The organism is Mesotoga sp. (assembly GCF_035363035.1).
GTDB lineage: Bacteria > Thermotogota > Thermotogae > Petrotogales > Kosmotogaceae > Mesotoga.
The window spans coordinates 62236-85365 of record NZ_DAOSEH010000001.1 but is presented as its reverse complement, the minus strand read 5'-3'; the positions used below and the strand labels follow the sequence as shown (position 1 = coordinate 85365).

The following is a 23130-nucleotide window of genomic DNA, read 5'->3' as shown; positions in this document are numbered from 1 at the left end:
CGGGCAATTTGAATAGAGCTCCTGTGTGGATGCAAAAGATAGGTCTTGAGTGGCTTTATAGAACCGTTCAAGAACCAAGAAAACGTTTGAGGTTGATACCCAAACTAGCTAAATTTGAACTTCATATTCTTAAGTCGTATTTTTGTTTGAGAAGAGGTGGTTCCGGATGATCGTAACCAATGTGATGGCGTTCACAAATGATTTCACGAACCCCCTTGTGGATGACGCGCTGGTCAGATTCGAGAATGGAGAAATTACCTACGTCGGTCCTAGAAGGGAGTACAGTATTCAGGAAGACGAAGAAGTGGTTGATGGAGAGAGGGGCCTCTTACTTCCGGCTTTCTGCAACGCTCACCTGAGTCTTTATTCAAGTATTTCGTCGTATCCTCTCAAGCTTATAAAGGGTTATGAGAGCGGCGCTGGATATTTCAGCAATCTGCTGAAATCCGGATACTCCAACACCAACGAGAAGATAGTCAAGGTGTCGGCCGAAGTAGCTGTATTGAAGGCTTTGAAGAGCGGTACTGTTTCGTTCAGCGGACCCATTTTCGATTGTGCCGAAGTGGATACGGAGTTTTACAGGGAACTCGCACGCAGATATGGAATGAACATTGCAGTCGGCCCCGTGGTGGTCAAGGAAACGATCGAATCCGTTACCGAACGGTGGCAGGAAGTACCCCGGGACAGCAATTTCTGTCCTCTTATATATGTTAGCGAACTGGCGACCTACGACGAAGAAGACCTGACAAAGCTGCGCAACCTCTATTCCAAGGGTATAAACTTGAACCTCTTCATTTTCGACATGAAGCAAGAGAACGATTTGTGTCTCTCTAGATGGGGCGAAAGCCTTATAGAGAGGCTGCTGAAGAACGGTATTCTCGTTCCCGAATGTGGCATTATTTACGGTGGAAATCTGAGCGAGACCGACATGGATATCATCTCGAACAGAAGGATATTCGTCACCAAATCTATACGCTCCGAGATGTACGCTGGAACCTTCCAGCCTAACATCGCCGACCTTCTTGGGAGAGGGATGCATGTCTCGATAGGAACAGGCTTCATGGGAACAGAACTAATCGAGGAGGCCAAGGAAATAGTGCTTTCGGAAAGATATCACAAGCACTATGACAACGTGGTAATCGACTATGAGATACGAAAAACGCTTTTCGACAACAATTACAGGCTGGCTCAGCGCTTCTTCGGAAAGCGCACAGGGGTACTCAAAGAGGGCTATTCGGCCGACCTTCTACTGGCCAAGCCGGTACTGGATTTCGAAAGACTCGACCCCGATCTGCCCACCGTTCTACAGCTGATCTTAAAGATCTCCTGTGAATCGAATTATGAAAAAGTCTGGAACACTGGAGAATTAATACTCGACAAAGGTTTCCCCCAAAGGATATCCAGGAAGGAACTCAAAGACCTCTCCAGAGATATCAAAAACCTGGAATTGTAACCTGTCCGGACTTTTTATATATATCGATCGCGTGCCTTATTGCCGAGGCGCGCTTTTCTCCTATACCATCGACATCCTTTAACTCGTCTTCCGTGCTCTCAAGGAGATTATACAGCGTTCCAAACTCCCTTCCCAGATTTATGGCCACTTGAAGCGGGATTCGCGGAATATGCCTTGCGAAACGGATGCCCCTGGAACGTATGAAGTACTCCACCGCCTGAGATGCCGTAGTGATATCGTACCCTAAGATTCTGAGAATTGAACCGAAACTGTTGATCTCTTTCTCGGTTAGTCCATTGAGTCTGGTCAGAGTCTCTTCCATTTCTTCAGATTCGACCAGTTCATCGCTGAAATCCAGCACCAGGTTCTCGATCTCCTCACCCACGTTGACCAGCATCTCAGTGATCTGCATCTGGGGAAACCTTCCGTGGTTTCCAAGTTCGGCAATTGTTACCTCCGCTTCCTGGCCTATCATCATTACCATGAGTCCTTTCTGGATTGTTTTCACCACATCGAAGAGAGTGAGCGAGCCGGCCCTTTCCATGAACTCCATTCCCGTCAGAGCCTCTATAAAAGCCTCTTTGTATTTTTCGGCCGTTCTTATCGTCTGGGTTATTTTAGAAGTCAGAGTCTCGACGTTGTTCAACGTATATACGAAGTCGCCGAAGAAAATCGTCATTGTGTTCCGCCTCTTGGAGACTGCAACGAGCATCTTCCCCGTTTCTTTTGCCATTCTCTCTGCGGCGCGGTGTCTCATACCGGTCTGGTTGGTGCTTATGTTGTGGTCAGGAATCAGCTGTACGTTGGCACCTATGATCATCGAAAGATCTTCGGTCACAACGATGGCGCCGTCCATCTTGGCCAGTTCGTATAATTTGTTTGCGTTGAAGGAGCAGTTCAAAAGGAAGCCGATCTGCATCAAGTTGCTATATTTCTTGTAATCATCCACAAAAAAGATCAGTCCGCCGATGCTGGCATCCTGGATGTCGTCGAGGGCGTGCCTGAGGGGAGTTCCCGGGGCGATGATCTTCAATTTCTCAATAAACTCACTTCTCTCCACTTTTTATCCCTCCAATGAGTCTCAAAAGTTGCTTCACGTCTTTTATACCATTCTTGCCCTCGGGAGAAATCACTTCATTGAAGGGCGAGTTTTTCACCCGATCCAGTCTCCGTTCCGCGGAAGACACTGAGCGAACCGTACCGTCCAGTCCCAGTTCGCCGAAAACGGCGAAATTATCTGGAATTGCCGTATCTGTGAACGAAGATATGAGAGCGGTTGCGACCGCTAGATCCACCCCGGTATCCTCTATCTGCAGACCACCGGCAACATTGACATACAGGTCGAGACTGTCGAGTGGTATGTTAGCCCTCTTGGTGAGAACGGCCGCCACCAAAAGAACTCTCTCGAGAGGTACACCGGTGGAAAGCCTCCGCGGGGTTCCGTAGATAGGCCTGGATACAAGGGCCTGGATCTCCACTAGAAAAGCCCTCGATCCCTCGGAGATCACTGCTATTGTATTCCCCGGCGAACTGATGAAGTCTTCGACAAAAACGCTGCTTATATCGGCGATCTCCTTGAGGCCGGAGGAGGTCATTTCGAATACGGCTATCTCGTCGGATGGACCGAAACGGTTTTTCACGGTCCTCAGGAAGCGATATCCCGTCTTGCTGGCTTCAAAATATAGAACCGTGTCAACCAGATGCTCTATCAACTTGGGTCCGGCGATCTGTCCGCCCTTAGTTACATGCGAGACGATAAAAACCGGCACTTCGGAGCTCTTGGCGTTCGACACCAGGGCATTTGCGCACTCTCTAACCTGCACTATCGAGCCGGGTAGGGAAGGGACATCCGATAGCTTGAGTGTTTGAAGAGAGTCGAAGACCATGAGAGCGTACCTGGAGATGTCTCCCGCTCTGATGAAGGAGATATCGTTTGCCGACATGATATGGATGTTTCCGGTGTTCGCCAGGCCGAGTCTGTCGGCTCTCATTTTCAACTGTCGGGGGGATTCTTCGCCTGAAACGTAGAGAATCTGACTGTCTCTGGCTATGTAGTTGGAGAGCTGAAGCATGAAGGTGGATTTTCCGATTCCCGGTTCTCCGCTTATCAAAACTGCGCTTCCAGGAACGATCCCGCCTCCGATGGACCTGTCGAACTCCTCTATCCCGCTCCTGAGGCGCGGCGATTCTACAGTACTTACGTCTGAAAGGGGTTTTATGTCCGGTTGGCGAGTCTCCTGAGAGGAGCTGTTATCAGTGGGATTGAAGGCTACCGCCGTGTTCCACTCTTCGCAGGACGGACACTTCCCGAACCAGGCCGGTGATTCGTAACCGCAGGCATCACAGACATAGCTTTGTTTTTTCTTCATAGACTTCTGGATCGAGCTCTCCTTTCTTCATGTATCTTTCGATTTATTATACACAGGGGGCACAATAAATGTGCCCCCTTTTTTAGTCAATATAACGGTCGTAACTGTAGATCAAGTTGTAGCACTGACTTCCGCCTTTTCATCTTTTTTTCTGGTGAAGACCAGTAGCTTGTTCTTCAACTCGATGGTGATCATGTCGCCCTCGTGGAACCTTCCGCGAAGGAGCTCCTCTGAGAGCGGATCTTCAACATACTTCTGTATGGCCCTCTTTAGAGGTCTCGCACCGTATACCGGGTTGAATCCTTCCTCAACCAAGAAATCCTGGGCCTTGTCTGTCAGTACCAGTTCCAGGTGCTTATCTTTCAGACGTTTACGCATATCTCTCATAAGGATATCTATAATCACCTTTATCTGTTCCTTAGTCAGTTGATGGAATACAACGATTTCATCAAGCCTGTTGAGGAACTCCGGTCTGAAAGTCTTCTTGACCTCTTCCAGGACGGAGGTCTTCATAGCCTCGTACTCCCTGTCCTGACGGGTGGATTCCACGAAACCAATCGAAGTCTTGGTCTTGTTGATGAATTCACCTCCCAGATTGCTGGTCATTATTACTATGGTGTTCCTGAAATCGACCTGCCTTCCCTGTGAATCGGTGAGCCGTCCGTCGTCCATAATCTGGAGAAGGATATTGAATATGTCCGGGTGAGCCTTCTCGATTTCGTCGAACAGTATCACAGAGAAAGGTCTCTTCCTGATTCTTTCGGTGAGAGTTCCACCTTCGTCGTAACCGACATATCCCGGAGGAGCCCCGATAAGTCTCGATACCGAGAAGCGTTCCATGTACTCGGACATATCGAATCTGACCAGAGATTTGTCGTCCCCGAAGAGATACTCGGCCAGCGCCTTGGCCAGCTCGGTCTTCCCCACACCTGTAGGTCCAAGGAAGAGGAAAGTGCCTATCGGTCTTCTGGGGTCTTTGAGGCCGCTGCGGGCACGTCTTATGGATTTGGCGACGGCGGAGATAGCCTCGTCCTGAGAGACTATTCTCTCATGAAGGGCCGACTCTAGAGTTAGTAGCTTCTCAGTATCCGTCTCTTCGAGCTTCCTGAGAGGAATACCGGTCCAGTTGGAAACGATTTCCGCTATCTCGTCTTCATCGAGTGTCACGATTTCGCTATCGACCCTGCTGCGCCACTGGTTGTAGCTATCTCTGTACTTCTGCTGGAGTATTCTTTCCTTCTCCTTCAACTGGGCAGCCTTTTCGTACTCCTGATCAGCTGCGGCCGTCTCCCTCTTTATTTTCAACAGCTCCAGCTCGGTCTGCATCTTTTTAAGCTCTTCAGGTATGGTCAACTTCTGAAGTCTTGCCCTCGAACCGGCTTCATCTATTATATCTATCGCTTTGTCGGGAAGGAATCTATCGGAAACGTAGCGATGGGAAAGCATCACGGCCGCTTCCAGTGCTATCTCTGTGTATTTGACTTTGTGGTGTAATTCGTACTTGTGTCTTATTCCCTTCAGAATCTCGACGGACTGCTCCGGTGACGGTTCGGTAACGTATATCTTCTGGAAACGTCTCTCCAGGGCGGCGTCTTTCTCTATATACTTCCTGTATTCGTCGGGAGTCGTAGAGCCAATGCACCTTATCTCTCCGCTTGCCAGTGCGGGTTTCAAAATATTGGCGGCGTCCACGGCACCTTCGGCCGAACCGGCTCCGACGATCGTGTGCACTTCGTCGATGAAAAGTATGATGTTGCCGTTGGACTTGACTACATGAATCAATTTCTTCAGACGTTTCTCGAACTCTCCCCTGTATTTCGTTCCGGCTATCAAAGAGGCCACGTCGAGCGCGAAGATAACCTTGTTCTTGAGAGTCTCGGGTATCTCCTCATCGACTATCATCTGTGCCAGACCTTCGACAATCGCGGTTTTTCCAACTCCCGGTTCGCCAATCAACACGGGATTGTTCTTCTTTCTTCTGGATAGGACCTCCATTAACCTCTGGCGTTCTATCTCTCTGCCTATTATCGGATCGAGCTTTCCGGTCCGGGCCATCGAAGTCAGATCGGTTCCAAAACCTTCGAGCTGTTTGATAGCCGCGCTGGTGCTCGTGTTTTGCTGCGGAGAAAAAACGTTCTCCGGTTGTTCTGAGCCGCCGTCGTCCCAGTCTCCGGTGATGTTTTCGATAATCTCTCTCCTGAGTTGAGAGAGGTTCACACCCATCTGCTTCAAAATATGCGCTGCGATCCCTTCTCCTTCGCGTACGATACCAAGCAAAATATGTTCAACATCGATCTTGTCCTGACCGAGCATTTTTGATTCATCGTTTGCAAGCTCTATGACTCGTCTCGCCCTGGGGGTCATCTGTGGGGCTCCGACTACAGACTGATGAACATTGGTGCCTACCATCGAAGTCACTTCTCTGGAGACTCTTTCATATGTTATGGAATAGTTCCTGAGAATCCTGGTTGTTTGCTCATTATCGACCTTGATGATTGCCAGAAGGAGGTGTTCGGTTCCAACATACGGGTGGCCGAGACCTCTGGCCTCGTCCTGTGCCGTTACGAAAACCTGCGCGGCGCCTTCAGAAAACTTGTCGAAATACATCTCTATTTCACCTCCCGTTGAGCCTAAATCTCTGTAGAAAACGATCTACAATGTTCCTGATACATTCGTGAACCTCTGTCATACTTCTCGTTCCATCCACAATTTCATAGTTATCCAATTTCTCCCTGATAATTTTCATATAACCGTTCCTTACTTTTTCGAAAAACTCCAAACTCTCCACTTCTATTTTATCATTTTTCTTTTCTTTTCTCATCCGCAAGACAGCTTCAGTTGCAGGAACATCGATGTATATAATGATATCCGGGATAGTTGAACCGACTGCAAACCCGTTTATGGTTCTGACTATTTCTATTCCAATCGATCTACCTATTCCCTGGTACGCCAGCGAGGAATCCATGAACCTGTCTGCCAGCACCACAAGTCCTTTTTCAAGCGCAGGTCTGATGACTTCTCTCACTATCTGGGCTCTTGCTGCCATAAACAACAGCAACTCAGACTCCGGCTGCAGCCTGAAATCGCTGTGGAGTAGGATGTTCCTTATCTCCTCACCGGCTTTAGTGCCTCCCGGTTCCCTTACAATTATATGTTCTACTCTTAATTGACTCAAGTATTCCTGTAAAAGTTTGATTTGAGTCGTTTTTCCAGACCCGTCGATTCCTTCGAAACAAATGAACATTCCTGCATTCACCTCAAAATTATTGGCGGTTCTACCAGTATTTCGGACGTGGAGTTCTTTCTGCCAGCAATCAAAACTAGCTGAGCCTGTCCTCCACTCTTGCCGTGCGCAAATCTGATTCTGTGGATTCCGAGTCTCTCGTCCTCCATTCTCCTTATCCACTTCGTGAGGTCTCTGGGATGGACGAGAAAAAAGAAAGCTCCCCTGTTCTTCAAGAGAGCCCCGGTCGCTCTGACGAACTCGTTCATGAGCCCGGGAGATATTCTCCTGGCCGTGTTTCTTCTACTGTCGGGACTCTCGATTCCCGGGTGAAGGTAGTGTGGAGGGTTCGATACCACTATATCGAAATCGTGGTGCGTCTCACGTTTGGAAGTGAGAAAATCACTGACCGAACAGTTGAAAAAAGAGACCCTGTCTTCCACACCGTTTCTTCGGGCATTCTCCAAAGATACTTTGTGTAATTGCCCATCCACTTCGATTCCCGAAGCGGTTATGCCGTATCTTGAAGCCAGGTAGATGGAAATCGCCCCGCTTCCAGAACCCAGCTCGAGTGATCTGCGGGTTTTTCCGGGCGGTTTGCAGAACCATGATAGCAAAACCGTTCCGTGGTTTATTCTGTACAGCGGGTAGGAAATGTCAAAAATCAGTCCATTGAGGACTCCGGGATCGAAATCTCCAAAAACCTTCATCTCAGTACGTCGCAATTACCGACTTTTCGTCGGTTTCAAGTTCCAGTTCTCCGGCGAGTTCTTCATTAAGACTTACTCTCGAGAGAGTTCTTGCTGACAGTAAGAACTTTCCATCGCTGTAAATCTCTTCCAGGCTTAGCGAGGAGGCTTCAAGCACTTCAAGTTTCTCAGAGGATATCTCGAGTCCGGTCATAGATACTCTGGACAACTGATGCATCTTCAAATTCTGCGACGAAACAGCTCCGAGAAGGAAACTCACTCTCGAATTCCTGATTTCTACCGTATCGTTCTCTATCTTCGATCTGGAAACCGTAGAAGATAAAGAATTGCTCAAAACGAACTTTCCGGAGCCGGTTCTGGATGAATGTATGTAAAGATCTATCACACCGTCGAAGAGTATGTCTCCGGCTATCTCACAGTTGTACAACTGAACGGTTCTGGCGCCGCGTATCTCCAAACCGGCTCCCAGAGTGCAATCATCCATTGCGATCACCGAGGCGTTTTTTACGACTATTCGCGTTTTGTTGAAATCGACGTTCCTGGCGATCAAAATACCGTTGTTTGAGACCTCTAAAGTTCCGTAAGAACCCCCGGGGTTCAGGGCTATTCTATCCTTTCTACCTTCCAGATCAAGGACACCGCTCACGAGGAGGGTGTTACCTCTTGCAATGGTCAGAGTAGAACCCGATTCGACCTTCATTATGGAGTTCTCTCTCACCACGATATTTCCAAAGAGGCGATAGTCGTTCTCTCCTACCAGAAGGGCATCCATTCCCAAAAGCGATGAGATTACCTCTGTGCTGAATCTTTTGAAGAAGCTTTCTTTTGCAAAGACCGGCATCGATGGAAGTGTGATCTCTGAAGCGCTTTTTACGAGCAACCTGTAAAGATCGCCTTCGATAGAAAGAGAGTCTCTAGGGATGGTGGTGGTTTTTTCGTCCCGGTCATGGGTCGAGATGGTGGTCCACTCACCACCGCCGAACTTCTGCAAAACGGTTGTTCCGTCCTGCGCAGCCCACTTAGCGTTTCGTACTGCCCCTTCTTCAATATACAGCTCCGGAAGGCTCTCCGAGGTTCTCTTGACTATGTTGAAACTCTCCCAATACTCTGTACAATTGCCTGAAGAGTCCATCACCTTTACCACTATCGCGTCCTCACCCTGGGGTAGAGGCGATTCGGGAATCAATCTCTGGCCATCGTAGAGGAATCTAATACCGCTCAGTTCTGCGAAAGCGTTCACCGAAAGCCTACTGCTTCTATCCCAGTCGTCTTCCAGTGTGAGCATAATCGGGCCCCCGGAGTATGGAGACTCTATGAAGGTATTTATCTTAGGCGCTTCATCTTCGTTGAGCAGGAAATCTAGAATCCCTGGCTCTGACTGGTTTACGCCGCGCGAAGTGTAACCCTGTATGATGTAATCTCTTCCCTTTTCTATATCGATCTCGAAATATGGAGATGTGGAGATCTTTTCAATCCCGGAGTTGACAAGTATTTTGAAGGCCGTATAAGAGATGTTCCCTTGCGTGGCCAGGTGAATCAACAGCATTCCTCCAGACACCCTCCAGATGATTGATGGTGTTTCGGGGATTCTGGTATCGACCAGGATATCGGTTGAAACCGGACTGGTCAAGAACCTCTTGCCCTTTACGAGAGTTACGTATATCTTGTGGGAACCCGACGATTCAAGCTTGAAACTGTACTTCGGATCGTCAGTTCTGACTCCGTCCATCGCATCTACGGGTATTCTGTCAACGGTGATAAGAATCTCCGGCCTATCTTTCGCGGGATACCTTATATCAAGATCGAGATAACACTCGGCGAATTCACATCTAGCCTGCTTGATTGAAACAGAATAACCGGTCCGGTCGCTGCAGGCAACCAGTGGAATCAAGAGAACGAACATTGATAGAATCGAGACAAACCTGAGCTTTATAATCCTCACCTTCCTATAAATAGAGAATAACACAGTTGAGGATTTTTGGGAATTTGTTCTCGGTGTGAAAAAGCGTTAGAATTCAAAAGTACAGGGAGAGGTCGGCGAAGCACGGGAAAATCGATTTGAATTTCGTCGGAAGCTTCGCAGAAACACATCTCCCGCCGGGAGGTAGAAGACCTTGAGGTTGATAGCGGTTTTCGCGAGTACGGTGAACGGTATGATAGCTCTCTCTGAGAACGACAGGACCGAGTGGACATCTAGGGAAGATAAAAGGTATTTCAAAGAACTCACAACCGGTGTAGGAACGATCATTATGGGTCGAAGAACCTATGAGAGCATAGGAAGAACGCTCCCGGGAAGGTTGAATGTGGTTCTCACCAGAAACCCTGCAGCTTACGAAGAATCGGAAAGCCTGATTTTCCGCTCTTCACCGCCCGAAGCGCTGATCGAAGAGATCGAGGGCCGGGGGATCGACCAGGCATGTCTGATCGGTGGGGCTAGAACTTTCGCGGATTTTGCCGACAGGGGATTGGTGAACGAACTCCACATCACGCTGGAACCGACGATAAACAACGGAATCGCACACCTTGCAACTCACCTGAAAAGGCCTATTTCGCTTTCTCTGCGCGGTATAGTGTCTCTTGGTCCTTCGGTGGTGATGATCTACGATGTGAAATAGTTGGAGCGGGCGACGGGACTCGAACCCGCGACCCTCAGCTTGGGAAGCTGATGCTCTACCAACTGAGCTACACCCGCATTCAAGGAGATTCTATCATCTGGAGTTACAGGTGTCAATACAAGGGCCGTTCGAGTGGACCTTCACTGCAGCTCTTCGAGTGCGCTGTCTATCAAATCCGTGGCGAGGGAAGCGTCCACCGTCGAGATGAGTCCTATGGCTGCGAATATGTAGTTCCTGTCTCTATATATTCTTACATCCGGTCCCGGAAGCAGCTCCTTTGAATGGTTTCCGGACAACGATTTCGCGTTATCAATTATCTGTCGGGTGTATCTCGATCTGCTCAGAAGCCCCCCCGTTCCGACTATGGATTTTATGGCCGTTAGATCCTTTCCCTGGGCGACCTCTATCCTCCCGGTAGGACCGTACATCTGTCGTATATATCCCGCATGACGCCTTATGGAAGTCTCGAAGCAGTATCTGCCGAGACGCGCCGAAAACCTGGAGGCTTCGTCGTTAACCGGGTAAGGAGAAAGCGAGCCGACGATCTCGTCAAAGTAAGCGAACTCCCCTCTCAACTCCTTCTCACCGATGTGATCAATAACGTGGCGGGCATTGACATAGACGCCGAGGTCTCCCTCGACCGTTCGCTTCGAGCGCGGCTCGGGCGAGACGAGCATTTTCGAGATCTCCGGGTCGCCGTCGGTAACGGAATCGACATCGGTGGTGGCCCCGCCGATATCCACGACCAGAACGTCGTTGTACACTTTTGAAAAAAGCTCGGCCGCGAGCATCACAGCGGCCGGGGTGGGGATAACCGGTTTGTTTGCTATCGAGTAGATCTTTTCCATCCCCGGTCCCTTTATGATGTTTCTGGAGAAGACCTCCCTTATGATTTTCCTGGTAGGCTCGACGTTAAGTTCGTCGATTCTGGGATACACGTTATCGACAAAGTGCATCTCTCTTCCAGTTGGAGAGATTATTTCACGTACCTCATCGGAGACGGCAGTGTTGCCGGCGTAAACAAGAGGTATCGACCCGTCAAGTTGATTTATCATACCGGCGTTGTGGATCACCGTCTCTTCTTCGCCGTAGTCGACGCCCCCGGCCAGCAGAACGAGTCGCGGCTGAATCCTTGAGATTTTCTCAAGATCCCGTTTAGAAAGCTTTCCCGCCGTCACCAGCTTTATCACTCCGCCGGCCCCCAGAGCCGCCTCTTTCGCTGCCCTAACGGTCATATCGTAAACGAGGCCGTGAACAGTCATTCTAAGACCGCCGGCCGCGCTGGAGGAGGCAATGAAAACCTCCCAGTCGAGCCTATCATCATTAAGTCGTTTTTTGAGTTCGATCAGAGCCCTTTCTATTCCTACCGTCACATCGTTCTCGGCGACGGTCGTGTACGATTCTCCCTGGGCCAGGAAAGACAGCTTTCCGGATGCGTCGCACGAAAAGGCCGAAAGCACTGTCGTAGTGCTGCCGATTTCGGCTGTGAGTATCTGGACCTTCATCTGCTCTCGAGAAGCTCCCTGACTATTTTGTTGGTCAGTTTCCCATCGGCCCTTCCCTTGAGTCTGACCATCACCTCGCGCATAACCTTTCCAAGATCGGAAGGTCCGTTGGCTTTCAGATCTTCGATAGTCTTCAGCGCGACTGCACGTATCTCGTCCTCGCCCATTTCTTCGGGAAGATAGTCCTTGAGTATCTCCATTTCCAGGGTTTCCTGGGCCAAGAGTTCGTCTCTTCCGGCTTTGATGTAGGCCTCTATGGATTCCTCTCTCCGTTTCACTTCTTTTCCGATCAGGTTGATAACCGTATCATCCGTCACTTCGGCCTTTCTGTTCTCTTCGGAAGAGGCCTGGAAGTTTTTTACGGCAGCTATGACAGATCTCAACGTGTTGGTCCTGAGCGTGTCCCGCAATTTCATTGCTTCTTTCATATCGCTCTGTATCTTTTCGTATAGACTCATAGAGCTCACTCCTGTAGTTCCTCCTCGCTCTGTAGCTCCTCTTCTTCAAAAGAGATCGGCCTTACGAGAGGGAAGGGAATTATGTCCCTTATTGTGGGCGAATCGGTTACCAGCATTAGGATCCTGTCCCAGCCGATACCCAGCCCGCCGGTGGGAGGCATTCCATATTCCAGCGCCCTCAGGAAATCGTCGTCCATCATCTGGGCTTCTTCGTCTCCCGCTTCTCTCAGCCCAGCCTGATGTAAAAACCTTCTGTGCTGCTCTATAGGATCGTTGAGTTCACTGAAGGCATTGGCCATCTCCATAGAACTTATTATCAGTTCGAACCTTTCAGTCACTCTGGGGTCGCTTCTGTGGACCTTGGAAAGTGGTGAGATTATCACCGGGTGCTCGGTGACGAAGGTTGGATTAACGAGTTTGTCTTCGACGAGATCCCAGAGCTTCTCTATCAGGTGGCCCCTCTCTTTCATGTCGGGCTCGCTGTTGTGTTTTTTCAGGACCTCTATCAGTCTTTCATCTGAATCCTCGAGTATGTTCGCTCCGAGGTTGTCCTGGATGAAATCGGCCATCTTCACCCTGCGCCAGGGTCTGGAAAAGTCGATCTCTCTTCCCTGATAGCTTATCCTGGTTGAGCCGGCCAGATTCTCGACAATGTGGTTGATCATCGCTTCGGTGATATCCATAATATCGTTGTAATCTGCATAGGCCCAGTAGAGCTCCATCATGGTGAACTCCGGATGGTGCTTGTAGGATATCCCCTCGTTCCTGAAATTCTTCCCGATTTCGAATATCCTCTCGAACCCCCCTACCAGGTATCTCTTAAGAAAGAGCTCCTCTGCGATCCTTAGAAACATTTGCGATTCGAAGACGTTTATCCTTGTTTCGAAGGGCCTTGCCGAGGCTCCACCGGTCAGATGGAGAAGCATTGGGGTGTCCACTTCGATGAACCTTCTCTGCGCCAGAAACTCCCTTATGAGCCGGAAAAGCTCGGAGCGGATCTTGAAGCGGTTGAGCGCTTCATCGCTGGAGAGCATTTCAGCGTATCTCTGGCGGTATATTATCTCTTTGTCCTTCAAGCCGTGCCACTTTTCGGGCATTGTTCTTATGGACTTAGAAAGGATCTCGAAGCTTTTGGCAAAGACCGACACCTCGCCGGTATGTGTCTTAAAGGGGAAGCCCGTGACACCAACGAAATCGCCTATGTTGACGTACTTTTTGAAGATTTCGAAGCTGTCTTTTCCGACCGAGTCGAGTCTGATATAGGCCTGAATCCTTCCGGTATCGTCGCGAAGGACAAAAAAGGAGGACTTTCCATGACTCCTCAAGGCCATTACCCTGCCGGCCGTCCTTATCTCCACGTCTTCCTTTGTCTGAGAATTCTCCAGAGTGGAGAACTCGTTCTTTATGTCCCCGGCCCAGTGGGTCTTTTCAAAACGATAAGGGTAGGGTTCTACACCTTCCTCGCGCATCTGATCTATTTCCCGGAGCCTCTGTCTCCGTGTCTCTTCACTCATGACTGCCTCCGATCATTTGCCGATGGTGAGTATTTTGTACTTGGCCCATCCAGACGGGGTTTTAACTCTTACGACTTCATCGACTTTGTGAGTGAGTATCCCTTTGCCTATGGGGGAATCGGAACTTATTTTGCCTTCGAATATGTTGGCTTCCTGAGCGTTTACGATTCTGTACTCAGATTTCTCACCGTTTTCCATGTTCTGAAGCTCCACTATGTGACCCAGCTTGACTGTGCTCATATCGCCATCGTCTTCTATGACTTCGGCGTTGTTCAGTATCTCCTCGAGTTGTTTTATTCTGCTGTCGATTCGACCCTGTTCGTTTTTCGCTTCATCGTATTCGCTGTTTTCACTCAAGTCGCCGAGCTCCCGGGCTTCCTTTATTCTTTCGGCAATATCGTACATGAGTCTCTTTCTGAGGTTTTCTAGCTCCTCTTTCATTCTGTCGTAGCCTTCCTGGGTGAGGTAAATGGCTTTTTTCTTCACGACCTGGATCCCCTCCATTCAACGAACTTAATCGTTCTTTAGCTCTTTTATTATATCCACGAAATGATCTATGTCCCTGAATTCTTTGTAAACAGATGCGAAGCGAACATACGCAACCCTGTCCAGGAGCTTGAGTTTAGCCATTATCATCTCTCCGATCTCCTGTGAGAGAACCTCGTGGCGCCCCGACCTGGTGACCTCGTCTTCGATTGAATCTACTATCGAGCTGAGCCTTTCGAGCGAAATTGGTCTCTTCTCGCATGCCCTAAGAAGACCGTTCATAATCTTCTCTCTGTTGAATCTCTCTCTCCTGCCGTCTTTCTTGATTACAAAGAAGGGGAGTCTTTCGTACCTCTCGTAGGTGGTGAATCTTCCGCCGCAGTCTTCGCATTCACGGCGCCTCCTGATCGAGGTGTTATCCTCGGTCGGCCTGGAGTCGAGAACCCTGGTCGATTCGCTGGAGCAGAATGGACATTTCATCAGATCTCCCCCATCTCTTCGGCTATCGATATCAGCTTTTTCAACCTATTATATACTGCGGATTTACTCATAGGAGGGTTCATCATCTCCCCTAGCTCTCTCAGATTAAGGTCTTCGTTCTCCAGTCTCAGGATGGCTACCTGCTTCAATTCGCTATCGAGTCTGGCGAGACCGATCTTCGCGTCGATGATTCTGATGGCCCTGACGTGTCTGGCCATAGCCTGTCCCGATTTGTTTGCGTTCGCCGTCAGAAAATTCAGCGTGCGGCTCACGTTGCCCCTTATCTTCCTTACCTCTACAGCTCTGGAAAGGTGCGCCACCGTGCGTTTCCCTCCCATAAGAGAAAGCAACTCCATCAAGTCGCCGGCCGATTTGACGTAGACCTTGAACTTGTTTCTGACTTTGACGACTCCGCACTTGATGTTGAAGTTGTCATGAAGGTAATCTCTCAAAGAATCGACGAACTCTCCTGTAGTATCGAGCGTTATTTCTAGATGGTATTCTTTAGAGGGATCCACTATAGAACCGCCTGCCAGGTACAGGCCTCTGACAAAGGCTCCAAAATAAACGGGATCGTCCCTCACCGGCGAGGGTATTATGTCGTTTCTCACTGAAATGCCGTTGCTTTCAAGGAATTTTTCGACATCTGCGAAGATGTAACTAAGCTCTCCGCCGCGTTTTCTTGAAAAGCGGATTTCTTCGGTGACCTGTGTTTCGTATATAGGAAGAGAGAGTCTCCTGGTGATCTGAAACAATCTTTTGAGACTGGTGATAGATGTCAGAAGAATGACCAGGTAAGACGTTCCATCTCTTATCCTGAGAGTTCCTCTGGACTTGACGTAACCCAGAAACTCCGCCCTGCTCTCGGAAGTATCTTCGGTGGATAGATGACAGAGTTCTTCCTTCAATTTATCGGCGTAACTCAAAGCAGAATCTCCTCAAAGATCTCCAGCTCTCTGAGAATGGATACAACGCTCTCGCTGGAGTGCCTCACCACCAGCTTCTCTCTCCCGTCGGTGATAAGCTCGGTAGTAGTTCCGCATATACTGGTTACCCTCGTATCGTCCAGAAGATCGTTCATTACCGGTGCCGCGCCGGCCCGCCTGTACCTCTCCAGCACAGCCTTTTCGACACCGCCAACTTCCGTCCAGAACACCCGGTCGAATGGAGTTCCGGTGTACGACTCTACGGTATCTACGTGCTTTTTTAGATCGAAACCCTCCGATTCGTTCGGCTGCGTCATTATGTTACAGATGTAAACCCTCTTTCCGGGAGATCTAGAAAAGGCTTCACTTACTCCGGAGACGAGAAAATTCGGAACAACGCTCGTAAATAGGCTGCCCGGTCCGACGATCAACGTCTCGGCGGTCTCTATCGCTCTCAAAACTTCCGGCAAGGCCTGAACCTTTCTATCGAGAGTGAGTCTTTTGATCTTCTTTCCGTACCTCGCGACCGCCGATTCACCCTCGACTTTCGATCCGTCCTCGAGCTCTCCTATCAGACGAACCAGTGCGTCGGCCACCGGTAGAACCCTGCCCTTAATGTTCAGCAGTTTCGATGCGGCGATGACGGCATCCGGAAAACTGCCATACATCTCCGTAAGGCCTGCGATTATGATGTTGCCAAGCGAGTGTTTTTTCATAGCGTCTGTGGAAAACCTGTGTGAAAACACCTTCGTGAGAATCTCTTCATCGTTTGCCAGTGCGATGATGTTGTTTCTTATATCACCAGGGGGCGGTATTTTCATTTCTTCGCGAAGGATTCCCGAGCTTCCTCCGTCGTCGGTTATCGCGACAACGAGTGTGAGCTCTACCGGGAAACCCTTCAACACTCTTGCAAATGTAGAGAGTCCGGTACCGCCTCCGATAAGCACTATCTTTCTCAAGCCAAGCACTACCTTTTGACTGTTATTCTTTCGTTGACTAGATCGACCGGTACAACATCGCCCTCTCTCTGGAAGTATCTCTTGAGGACTCTCTGGAAAGATTCGGGGTTGCCGCTCACGTAGTAGGTGACCCGCGACTCTTCACCATCTATCTCTCCGATCCAGTTTATTAAATCCACCAGTATGAAATCGGCCGGGTCTATCAGAAGCGTTTTGCGAGATATCGAAGACTCTATTACTTTTCTTATGAAAGGATAGTGGGTACAGCCCAGTATCAGATAATCCGGCTCCATTCGGTTGATTTCGGCCAGATAATACCTGACCACGGCATCAACTATTTCACCTTCCCAGATGCCTTCCTCGATTATTGGCACGAAGAGCGGACAGGCTTTCTGGGTTATTCGACGCAGATTTTCGTATCTGAAAAGCTTCCTCAAATACAGCGATCTCCTCACTGTGTTGCTTGTGGCTATTACCGAAACCTCCGATCCTTTCGGAGCGATCGAACCTAACGTTCTGACGGTCGGATCTATGATGCTGAAGTACGGTACGGGAAGATTCTGCTTTTCCCTCTGAGAGAGTACAGAGTCCGATGTGTTGCAGGCAGTAACGATCGCATCGATACCCAGTTGAAAGAAGAAATCGAAGATCTCCCCGATATAGCCGCGAAGGGTTTCGATGGGTTTCGACCCGTAAGGTACACGTGCAGTATCGGCGAAGTAGAAAAAATCCACGCCGCGGGGAAAGCCCTGCAGGAGTTTTTTAAGTACGGTCAGACCACCAATGCCGGAATCGAAGACTCCGATCTTCAAATTATCCTTCAACACCTTCACGTCCCTGGAAGTATTCCGAAAGTACCTCTTCGTACTTGGCTTTCAACCTTACCAGTTCGTTCTGGCTTTTAATGAGATCATGGGCTAGGTTCACACAGATGCCCACCATCAACTTTTCGAACCCGATTTCCTCTTCCTTCTTTTTGAACGCGTCGTACATTTCGGTGACTTTTGAAAAGACCTGATCGACGACTTCCTGAGGATCGCCGCTTAGAAAGGAGAACTGGCGTCCTCCCAGGTTCAAAGAGACTGATCGTTTCATGATTATTACTCCTTATGTTTTTTTGCTGTTTTCATCGAGACTGACTTTCACTCGCTTGATAAGGGAAGATATAGTCTTCGATTCGCTTTCAAGTCTGAGCTCGAGCTCGCGTATCTTAAGCCCGGCTTCTTCAAGCTTTTGTTGCGACTGTTGAACCTGTTTCCAGAGCTGCTCATTCTCTTTTTTAAGGCGGCTGAATTCTTCGACCATCTTGTCGACAACCAGTTCAAGCTCCTGATAACTATCCAAGAACCACACCCCCTCATCAGGAGATTATATCATTTGAGCCGGTAAAGAAAACTAAATAGCCGCCCTTCGGGGCGGCTATGAATTCGAAATACCTTATTCGTGGTTCTTGGCTATGGCAACCAGCTGTACGAAGCTCTCGAGAAGACTCGCTCCACCGACTAGGCCGCCATCTATATCTTCCATGGCCACCAGAGAGTCGAAGTTATCGGGCTTTATGCTGCCTCCGTAAAGTATCCTGATGCTTTCTGCGAGGTCGTAATCGTAGAGCCCGACCAGGAATTGACGGATGTATTTCATCGTCTCTTCAGCCTGTTCCGGCGTTGCCACCACTCCCGTTCCTATGGCCCAGACAGGTTCATAGGCGATTATAACTCCAGAGGCTTCCTCTTTTGTAAAACCCATAAGGCCGTTCTTCAGCTGTCTCTCCAGAACGCTGTTGGTGAGGTTAGCCTTTCTCTCCTCGAGAGTCTCTCCGATACAGAAGACCGGCGTCAGGCCGTTTCTCAGGACGGCCTTTATCTTCTCGTTGGTCTGTGCATCGGTCTCCCCGAAGAGCTGACGCCTTTCAGAGTGGCCGACGAGAACGTAATCGATGTACAGTTCCTTCAACATCGGTACAGAAATCTCTCCGGTGAAAGCGCCGCCATCGGCCGGATGGATGTTCTGGACTCCGACCTTGATCTTCGTGTCTTTCATCATGTCTGCAACACCGGAAACGGCCAGACTGGTCGGGAAGACCACTACGTCAACAGACGATTCTTCTCCTATCGAAGAGGCCAGAAAGCCGGCGAACATCCTTGCCTCCCCGGGCGATTTGTTCATCTTCCAGTTACCGGCCACCATCAATCTTCGTTTTTTTTTCCGGTCGCATTCGCCAGACTCTCTATACCGGGCATTTCACGACCTTCAAGCATCTCCAGCGAAGCGCCGCCGCCGGTCGAAACGTGCGATACTTCCCCGGCCAGTCCGAACTTGTTTATAGCCGCGGCGCTGTCTCCACCGCCGATTATCGTAACGGCGCTTTTTAGAGTGGCAAGGGCTTTGGCAACCGTTTCCGTTCCATTCGCGAAATCGTCGATCTCGAATACACCCATGGGGCCGTTCCAGACGACGGTTTTGGCATCCGCAAGCTTCGATTTGAAGAGTTCAACGGTTTTCGGTCCTATATCCAGTCCCTTCCAGCCGGCCGGTATTCCCTCATCGGTCATGACGACTTTCTTCTCGACTCCGGCGGCAATTTCCCTTGCCGTTACCGCATCTACAGGAAGCACGAAATCGACTTTCTTTCTTGAGGCCTTGTCGAGTATTTCTCTGGCCAGTTCGATTTTGTCGTCTTCCACGAGCGAATCGCCGACGTTTCTACCCAGCGCCTTGAGAAAGGTGAACATCATGGCGCCTCCTATGAGTATTCTATCGGCCTTTTCCAGCAAGTTGGTTATCACGCCTATCTTGTCGGAAACTTTTGCACCGCCCAGTATCACCACGTAAGGGTGTTCGGGATTCTCTATGGCCATGCCGAGCATTTCGACTTCCTTTTCCATCAAAAAGCCCGCTACACTGACCAGATGAGCCGCCACCCCGGTGTTGGAAGCGTGGCCTCTGTGGGCCGTTCCGAAGGCATCGTTGACATGGATGTCCGCAAAAGCGGCCAACTTCGCGGCGAATTCCGGGTTGTTCTTCTCCTCTTCGGGATAGAATCTAACGTTTTCCAGAAGAAGTATCTCGCCGTCTTTCATATCGGAAACGGCCTTTTCGACCTCCGGACCGATGCAGTCATCGACGAATTTGACAGGTTTTCCTATAAGTTTTTCAAGTCTGGATGCGACGTTCTTGAGGGTGTACTTTGGATCTTTGCCCCCTTTGGGTCTTCCAAGATGGGAGACCAGAATTGCCTTCCCGCCCTTTCCGGTTATATATTCAATCGTGGGAATGGCCGCCGCGATTCTCGTGTCGTCGGTCACTTCCCCGGTAGTCTTGTCCAGCGGAACGTTGAAATCGACCCTTACAAGAACTTTTTTACCTTTGAGTTCGACGTCTTTAAGCGTTAACTTCTTAGCCATACTTTGAACCTCCTTCTCATTAAAGCGGGGCCATTAATGGCCCCGCTCCAGAAAGCTTCGGTTACATTTTCATCATTTTCTCTGCGAGATCGACAACTCTGCATGAATAGCCGTACTCGTTGTCATACCAGGCGCACACTTTCACGAGATTGCCCATCGCAGAGGTGAGCTTGCCGTCGAGAACGCCGGAAACCGTTGTTCCGATGATGTCCGAGGACACCAGTTCTTCTTCGGAGTACTCTATAATTCCCTTGAGTTCATTTTCAGCGGCCTTCTTTATCAGAGCGTTCACTTCTTCGGCCGTCGTTTCCTTTTCAACAATCACCGTCAGGTCGGTTATGGAACCGTCTGTTACGGGGACTCTCATGGCTATTCCATCGAGCTTGCCTTTCAGCCCGGGAATCACCAGACCGACCGCTTTGGCCGCTCCGGTAGAGGTGGGAATTGTGTTGGCAGCCGCCGCTCTGGCCCTTCTCAGGTCCTTGTGGGGAAGATCGAGTATTCTTTGATCGTTCGTGTAAGCGTGTACCGTTGTGAGGTATCCCTTCACGATCTTCAGATTGTCGTTGAGCACCTTTATGATCGGGGCTATCGAGTTGGTCGTACAAGAAGCATTGGAAACTACCTGCATCTCCGGCTTCAACTCATCGTCGTTCACTCCGAGAACGATCGTCGCGTCAACCGCTCCTTTGGCCGGGGCGGTAATGAGAACTTTTTTTGCGCCGGCTTCGACATGGGGCATCGTCTTTTCCTTACTCGTGAAAACGCCCGTGGACTCAATGACAAGCTCCACTCCCAGGGCCTTCCAGGGCAGATTCGTCGGGCTCTTCTCCGCAAACACCTTTATCTCTTTTCCATTTACAACTATCGCCCCTTCTTTTGCCTGAACCGTTCCCTTAAACCTTCCGTGAACCGAGTCGTACTTGAGAAGATGGGCCAGGGTCGCCGCGTCAGTCAAGTCGTTGATGGCAACTATGTCGAATCCCCCGCGCGCCATCATTTCTCTGAAAACAAGTCTTCCGATTCTTCCGAATCCGTTTATTGCTACTTTGTGCATCTGCTACACCTCCTAAAGAATATTGTCCGGCAGATTCAGTGCTCCAGTTACCTTTGCCGTTTCTTCGTCGCGTTTTTTCGTTACTTCCGACAGTGCTTCGTTCACTCCGGCGATTATGAGATCCTGGACGATCTCAAAATCCTCTTCTTTTAATTCTTGATCGACTTCTATTGATTTTATCCTGTAATCGCAAGTTGCCACAACGTTGATCGCACCTCCACCGGCCGAAGCCGACACTTCTATGTTCTTGAAGGTGTCCTCGAGGTTGTCCATTTCCTCTTGAGCCTTTTGAGCCTGCTTCAAGAGATCGTTCATATTCGTTCCCTTTTTCGAACCTCCGTAATTTCTACCGCCAAGACCTCTGAGTTTTTTGGCCATTTCAGTCCTCCTCTATTTCAATCTTGAATTCTCCAAGCGCACCGTTACCGCTCAAGCCGAGCACATCCATGAAGTTCTTGACGTAAGCCCGCTGGTCTTTATCGAGGCTTTCGAGGGCTTTTGGGCTTTTGTTTCTGGAGATGGAGACAGGCTTCCCCACTATTTCCGTGGAGATGCCGTTGATCATATCGAGCTTCTCTTCTATAAGTTTTGCAACAAAGCCATCGTCGCTATCCACACTGAGCGATTCCCCATCTTCCGATAGAGTTATCCTCGAAAGACCGAGGAGTACCCAGAGCAAAGTGAAGTCTTTTTCGTAGAGATGATCCAGAAGTATTTCGGCCGGGCCGCGCGAGACATTCTCTCCTCCTGTAGAACGTGGCAGGACTTCGACTTTGACTTGTGTGTCTTTCTTCGCAACAGCCGTGCCTTCATGATCACTTTTTTCCAGGATCTCTCCGGTGATTTCCTTCAGACCGGTCAGTTCAAAACTTTTCAATATGGTCATTACTTCGAAGACGGCCTTTTTGTCTTCGGCGTACTTCATCTCCTTGAGTATTTCCCAGAGGCTCGAAATCATCTGCAGGTTGCCTCGCATCATGTTCTTAACGTAGCCTTCCTTCAGGAAGTCTATCGATTGTTCGAGCAGAGATTCGTATGAAAGCCCCTCGTCGAGTATGTCTTTCGAGACTTTCAGCAATCGATTCGGATCGACACCTGAAAAGGCGGCCAAAAAACTGGAGATTACCTCATCGGGAAGTATTCCAAGCGTCAACCTCACCGATTGGTCGTCCAGCGAGCCAGTGAAGGCCACAACCCTCTCCATGAGGTTAACCGCGTCTCTCATCCCACCACGAGCGGCACGGGCTATCCTTGTCAGAGCGTCTTTCGAAAAGGAGAAGGATTCAGAGGTCGCGATTCTTTCTAGGTAAAGTACGATCTCTTCTTCACTCAAAGTCTTGAAAGTGAATATCTGGCACCTGGATAGGATGGTCTCGGGGACCTTTTCGATGTTCGTCGTGGCCAGAACGAAGACGACTCTCTCCGGAGGCTCCTCAAGCGTTTTCAACAAAGCGTTGAAGGCCTCGCGGGTAAGCATGTGAAATTCATCTATTATGTAGATCTTGTAGCGTCCCATAATCGGCCGATAGGCGGCGGAGTCCCTTATCTTTCGGATTTCGTCGATTCCCCGATACGAAGCCGCGTCAAGCTCGATGACATCCAGGTGAGAAGACGTATCGATAGCTAGACAGGATTGACATATACCACAAGGCTTTTCACTCGACTCGGAGAGGCAGTTGAGCATCTTGGCAAAGATCCGGGCGCTAGTGGTTTTTCCCGTTCCTCTAGAACCCGAGAAGATATAGGCGTGCGAGACAGAACCCTTTTCAAAAGACTTATTCAGGATCTCCTTCACCTGATCCTGACCAACCAGCTCATTGAAGTTTTTCGGCCTGTACTTTCTGTATAGAACCTCTGACATCTTATCACCCGTTCAACTGAATTATAGCAGATTGCCATAAGTTTGTTTGCCCACAATGAAAATATTGAATAAAGATATGTGAAATAGTTAACAATCTGTACTATTCGAGA

The 23130-nt window shown here is 49.4% G+C and carries 24 protein-coding genes and 1 tRNA gene; 3 read left to right on the top strand and 22 right to left on the bottom strand.

The window, feature by feature from the left end; genetic code table 11:
- Positions 1–8 precede the first annotated feature (8 nt).
- Together PKX57_RS00435 and PKX57_RS00430 are read left to right on the top strand one after the other, a co-directional pair.
- Positions 9–170, top strand: a complete 162-nt coding sequence (locus PKX57_RS00435; protein WP_472415753.1) for a WecB/TagA/CpsF family glycosyltransferase — start codon at positions 9–11, stop codon at positions 168–170.
- A 14-nt stretch (positions 171–184) separates the two neighbouring features.
- Positions 185–1453 carry an amidohydrolase family protein gene (locus PKX57_RS00430; RefSeq protein ID WP_472414597.1) on the top strand — a complete coding sequence of 423 codons (1269 nt, stop codon included), beginning with the start codon at positions 185–187 and terminating at the stop codon, positions 1451–1453.
- Here PKX57_RS00430 and disA read toward each other — a convergent pair.
- From disA to PKX57_RS00400, 6 genes are all read right to left on the bottom strand, one after another.
- A complete protein-coding gene (gene disA, locus PKX57_RS00425; RefSeq protein ID WP_472415751.1) occupies positions 1434–2513 on the bottom strand; it encodes a DNA integrity scanning diadenylate cyclase DisA in 1080 nt (359 codons plus the stop codon). The genes PKX57_RS00430 and disA overlap by 20 nt on opposite strands.
- A complete protein-coding gene (gene radA, locus PKX57_RS00420; RefSeq protein WP_213920410.1) occupies positions 2500–3822 on the bottom strand; it encodes a DNA repair protein RadA in 1323 nt (440 codons plus the stop codon). Before radA ends, disA begins: the two co-directional genes overlap by 14 nt.
- A gap of 111 nt (positions 3823–3933) precedes the next feature.
- Positions 3934–6429, bottom strand: coding sequence for an AAA family ATPase (locus PKX57_RS00415; protein WP_213920409.1), 2496 nt, complete (start codon positions 6427–6429; stop codon positions 3934–3936).
- 7 nt (positions 6430–6436) lie between these two features.
- The gene (gene tmk / locus PKX57_RS00410) at positions 6437–7066 is read right to left on the bottom strand and encodes a dTMP kinase (RefSeq protein ID WP_472415749.1); all 630 of its coding nucleotides are present in this window, start codon (positions 7064–7066) and stop codon (positions 6437–6439) included.
- A gap of 8 nt (positions 7067–7074) precedes the next feature.
- On the bottom strand, positions 7075–7755 hold the full coding sequence (locus PKX57_RS00405) for a methyltransferase (protein WP_213920923.1): 681 nt from the start codon (positions 7753–7755) through the stop codon (positions 7075–7077).
- Between the two features lies 1 nt (position 7756).
- Positions 7757–9697, bottom strand: coding sequence for a hypothetical protein (locus tag PKX57_RS00400; RefSeq protein WP_213920924.1), 1941 nt, complete (start codon positions 9695–9697; stop codon positions 7757–7759).
- Between the two features lie 211 nt (positions 9698–9908).
- Here PKX57_RS00400 and PKX57_RS00395 point away from each other — a divergent pair, with 211 nt between their 5' ends.
- Positions 9909–10370, top strand: coding sequence for a dihydrofolate reductase family protein (locus PKX57_RS00395; RefSeq protein ID WP_470745151.1), 462 nt, complete (start codon positions 9909–9911; stop codon positions 10368–10370).
- A 1-nt stretch (position 10371) separates the two neighbouring features.
- On the opposite strand, the gene PKX57_RS00390 is transcribed toward PKX57_RS00395, so the two are convergent.
- The 16 genes from PKX57_RS00390 to dnaX form a co-directional block, all read right to left on the bottom strand.
- A tRNA-Gly gene (locus PKX57_RS00390) sits at positions 10372–10447 on the bottom strand.
- 63 nt (positions 10448–10510) lie between these two features.
- On the bottom strand, positions 10511–11875 hold the full coding sequence (locus tag PKX57_RS00385; protein WP_213920926.1) for a GlmL-related ornithine degradation protein: 1365 nt from the start codon (positions 11873–11875) through the stop codon (positions 10511–10513).
- Positions 11872–12333 (bottom strand): GatB/YqeY domain-containing protein, encoded by a 462-nt coding sequence (locus PKX57_RS00380; RefSeq protein ID WP_472414599.1) that lies wholly within the window; start codon positions 12331–12333, stop codon positions 11872–11874. The genes PKX57_RS00385 and PKX57_RS00380 overlap by 4 nt, the downstream gene beginning before the upstream one ends.
- A gap of 5 nt (positions 12334–12338) precedes the next feature.
- Positions 12339–13847 carry a lysine--tRNA ligase gene (lysS, locus tag PKX57_RS00375; protein WP_213920928.1) on the bottom strand — a complete coding sequence of 503 codons (1509 nt, stop codon included), beginning with the start codon at positions 13845–13847 and terminating at the stop codon, positions 12339–12341.
- A gap of 12 nt (positions 13848–13859) precedes the next feature.
- A complete protein-coding gene (gene greA, locus PKX57_RS00370; protein ID WP_472415747.1) occupies positions 13860–14351 on the bottom strand; it encodes a transcription elongation factor GreA in 492 nt (163 codons plus the stop codon).
- Between the two features lie 9 nt (positions 14352–14360).
- Positions 14361–14813: a transcriptional regulator NrdR gene (nrdR, locus tag PKX57_RS00365; RefSeq protein ID WP_472415745.1), complete on the bottom strand. Its 453-nt coding sequence runs from the start codon at positions 14811–14813 to the stop codon at positions 14361–14363.
- Positions 14813–15739, bottom strand: coding sequence for a DNA-binding protein WhiA (whiA, locus tag PKX57_RS00360; protein WP_213920931.1), 927 nt, complete (start codon positions 15737–15739; stop codon positions 14813–14815). The genes nrdR and whiA overlap by 1 nt, the downstream gene beginning before the upstream one ends.
- Positions 15736–16698 carry a uridine diphosphate-N-acetylglucosamine-binding protein YvcK gene (locus PKX57_RS00355; protein WP_213920932.1) on the bottom strand — a complete coding sequence of 321 codons (963 nt, stop codon included), beginning with the start codon at positions 16696–16698 and terminating at the stop codon, positions 15736–15738. The genes whiA and PKX57_RS00355 overlap by 4 nt, the downstream gene beginning before the upstream one ends.
- Positions 16699–16706: 8 nt before the next feature.
- Positions 16707–17522, bottom strand: coding sequence for a glutamate racemase (murI, locus tag PKX57_RS00350; protein WP_472414161.1), 816 nt, complete (start codon positions 17520–17522; stop codon positions 16707–16709).
- Complete coding sequence (zapA, locus tag PKX57_RS00345; RefSeq protein ID WP_213920934.1) at positions 17512–17793, bottom strand: cell division protein ZapA; 282 nt, start codon at positions 17791–17793, stop codon at positions 17512–17514. Before zapA ends, murI begins: the two co-directional genes overlap by 11 nt.
- Before the next feature lie 12 nt (positions 17794–17805).
- On the bottom strand, positions 17806–18042 hold the full coding sequence (locus tag PKX57_RS00340; RefSeq protein ID WP_213920935.1) for a hypothetical protein: 237 nt from the start codon (positions 18040–18042) through the stop codon (positions 17806–17808).
- Between the two features lie 93 nt (positions 18043–18135).
- Complete coding sequence (gene tpiA / locus PKX57_RS00335; RefSeq protein ID WP_213920936.1) at positions 18136–18885, bottom strand: triose-phosphate isomerase; 750 nt, start codon at positions 18883–18885, stop codon at positions 18136–18138.
- Complete coding sequence (locus PKX57_RS00330; RefSeq protein ID WP_213920937.1) at positions 18885–20102, bottom strand: phosphoglycerate kinase; 1218 nt, start codon at positions 20100–20102, stop codon at positions 18885–18887. The genes tpiA and PKX57_RS00330 overlap by 1 nt, the downstream gene beginning before the upstream one ends.
- 61 nt (positions 20103–20163) lie before the next feature.
- Positions 20164–21159: a type I glyceraldehyde-3-phosphate dehydrogenase gene (gap, locus tag PKX57_RS00325; protein ID WP_213920938.1), complete on the bottom strand. Its 996-nt coding sequence runs from the start codon at positions 21157–21159 to the stop codon at positions 20164–20166.
- A gap of 12 nt (positions 21160–21171) precedes the next feature.
- The gene (locus PKX57_RS00320; RefSeq protein ID WP_213920939.1) at positions 21172–21537 is read right to left on the bottom strand and encodes a YbaB/EbfC family nucleoid-associated protein; all 366 of its coding nucleotides are present in this window, start codon (positions 21535–21537) and stop codon (positions 21172–21174) included.
- Between the two features lies 1 nt (position 21538).
- Positions 21539–23020: a DNA polymerase III subunit gamma/tau gene (gene dnaX, locus PKX57_RS00315; protein WP_213920940.1), complete on the bottom strand. Its 1482-nt coding sequence runs from the start codon at positions 23018–23020 to the stop codon at positions 21539–21541.
- Positions 23021–23130 lie beyond the last annotated feature (110 nt).

Excerpts from the sequence above, each read along its gene's own strand:
- PKX57_RS00430 (WP_472414597.1), top strand. The coding sequence starts at position 185 with ATGGCGTTCACAAATGATTTCACGAACCCCCTTGTGGATGACGCGCTG.
- radA (WP_213920410.1), bottom strand. The coding sequence starts at position 3,822 with ATGAAGAAAAAACAAAGCTATGTCTGTGATGCCTGCGGTTACGAATCA.
- PKX57_RS00415 (WP_213920409.1), bottom strand. The coding sequence starts at position 6,429 with ATGTATTTCGACAAGTTTTCTGAAGGCGCCGCGCAGGTTTTCGTAACG.
- tmk (WP_472415749.1), bottom strand. The coding sequence starts at position 7,066 with ATGTTCATTTGTTTCGAAGGAATCGACGGGTCTGGAAAAACGACTCAA.
- PKX57_RS00405 (WP_213920923.1), bottom strand. The coding sequence starts at position 7,755 with ATGAAGGTTTTTGGAGATTTCGATCCCGGAGTCCTCAATGGACTGATT.
- PKX57_RS00395 (WP_470745151.1), top strand. The coding sequence starts at position 9,909 with ATGATAGCTCTCTCTGAGAACGACAGGACCGAGTGGACATCTAGGGAA.
- PKX57_RS00385 (WP_213920926.1), bottom strand. The coding sequence starts at position 11,875 with ATGAAGGTCCAGATACTCACAGCCGAAATCGGCAGCACTACGACAGTG.
- PKX57_RS00380 (WP_472414599.1), bottom strand. The coding sequence starts at position 12,333 with ATGAGTCTATACGAAAAGATACAGAGCGATATGAAAGAAGCAATGAAA.
- lysS (WP_213920928.1), bottom strand. The coding sequence starts at position 13,847 with ATGAGTGAAGAGACACGGAGACAGAGGCTCCGGGAAATAGATCAGATG.
- greA (WP_472415747.1), bottom strand. The coding sequence starts at position 14,351 with ATGGAGGGGATCCAGGTCGTGAAGAAAAAAGCCATTTACCTCACCCAG.
- nrdR (WP_472415745.1), bottom strand. The coding sequence starts at position 14,813 with ATGAAATGTCCATTCTGCTCCAGCGAATCGACCAGGGTTCTCGACTCC.
- zapA (WP_213920934.1), bottom strand. The coding sequence starts at position 17,793 with ATGAAACGATCAGTCTCTTTGAACCTGGGAGGACGCCAGTTCTCCTTT.
- tpiA (WP_213920936.1), bottom strand. The coding sequence starts at position 18,885 with ATGGTGGCCGGTAACTGGAAGATGAACAAATCGCCCGGGGAGGCAAGG.
- PKX57_RS00330 (WP_213920937.1), bottom strand. The coding sequence starts at position 20,102 with ATGGCTAAGAAGTTAACGCTTAAAGACGTCGAACTCAAAGGTAAAAAA.
- gap (WP_213920938.1), bottom strand. The coding sequence starts at position 21,159 with ATGCACAAAGTAGCAATAAACGGATTCGGAAGAATCGGAAGACTTGTT.
- PKX57_RS00320 (WP_213920939.1), bottom strand. The coding sequence starts at position 21,537 with ATGGCCAAAAAACTCAGAGGTCTTGGCGGTAGAAATTACGGAGGTTCG.
- dnaX (WP_213920940.1), bottom strand. The coding sequence starts at position 23,020 with ATGTCAGAGGTTCTATACAGAAAGTACAGGCCGAAAAACTTCAATGAG.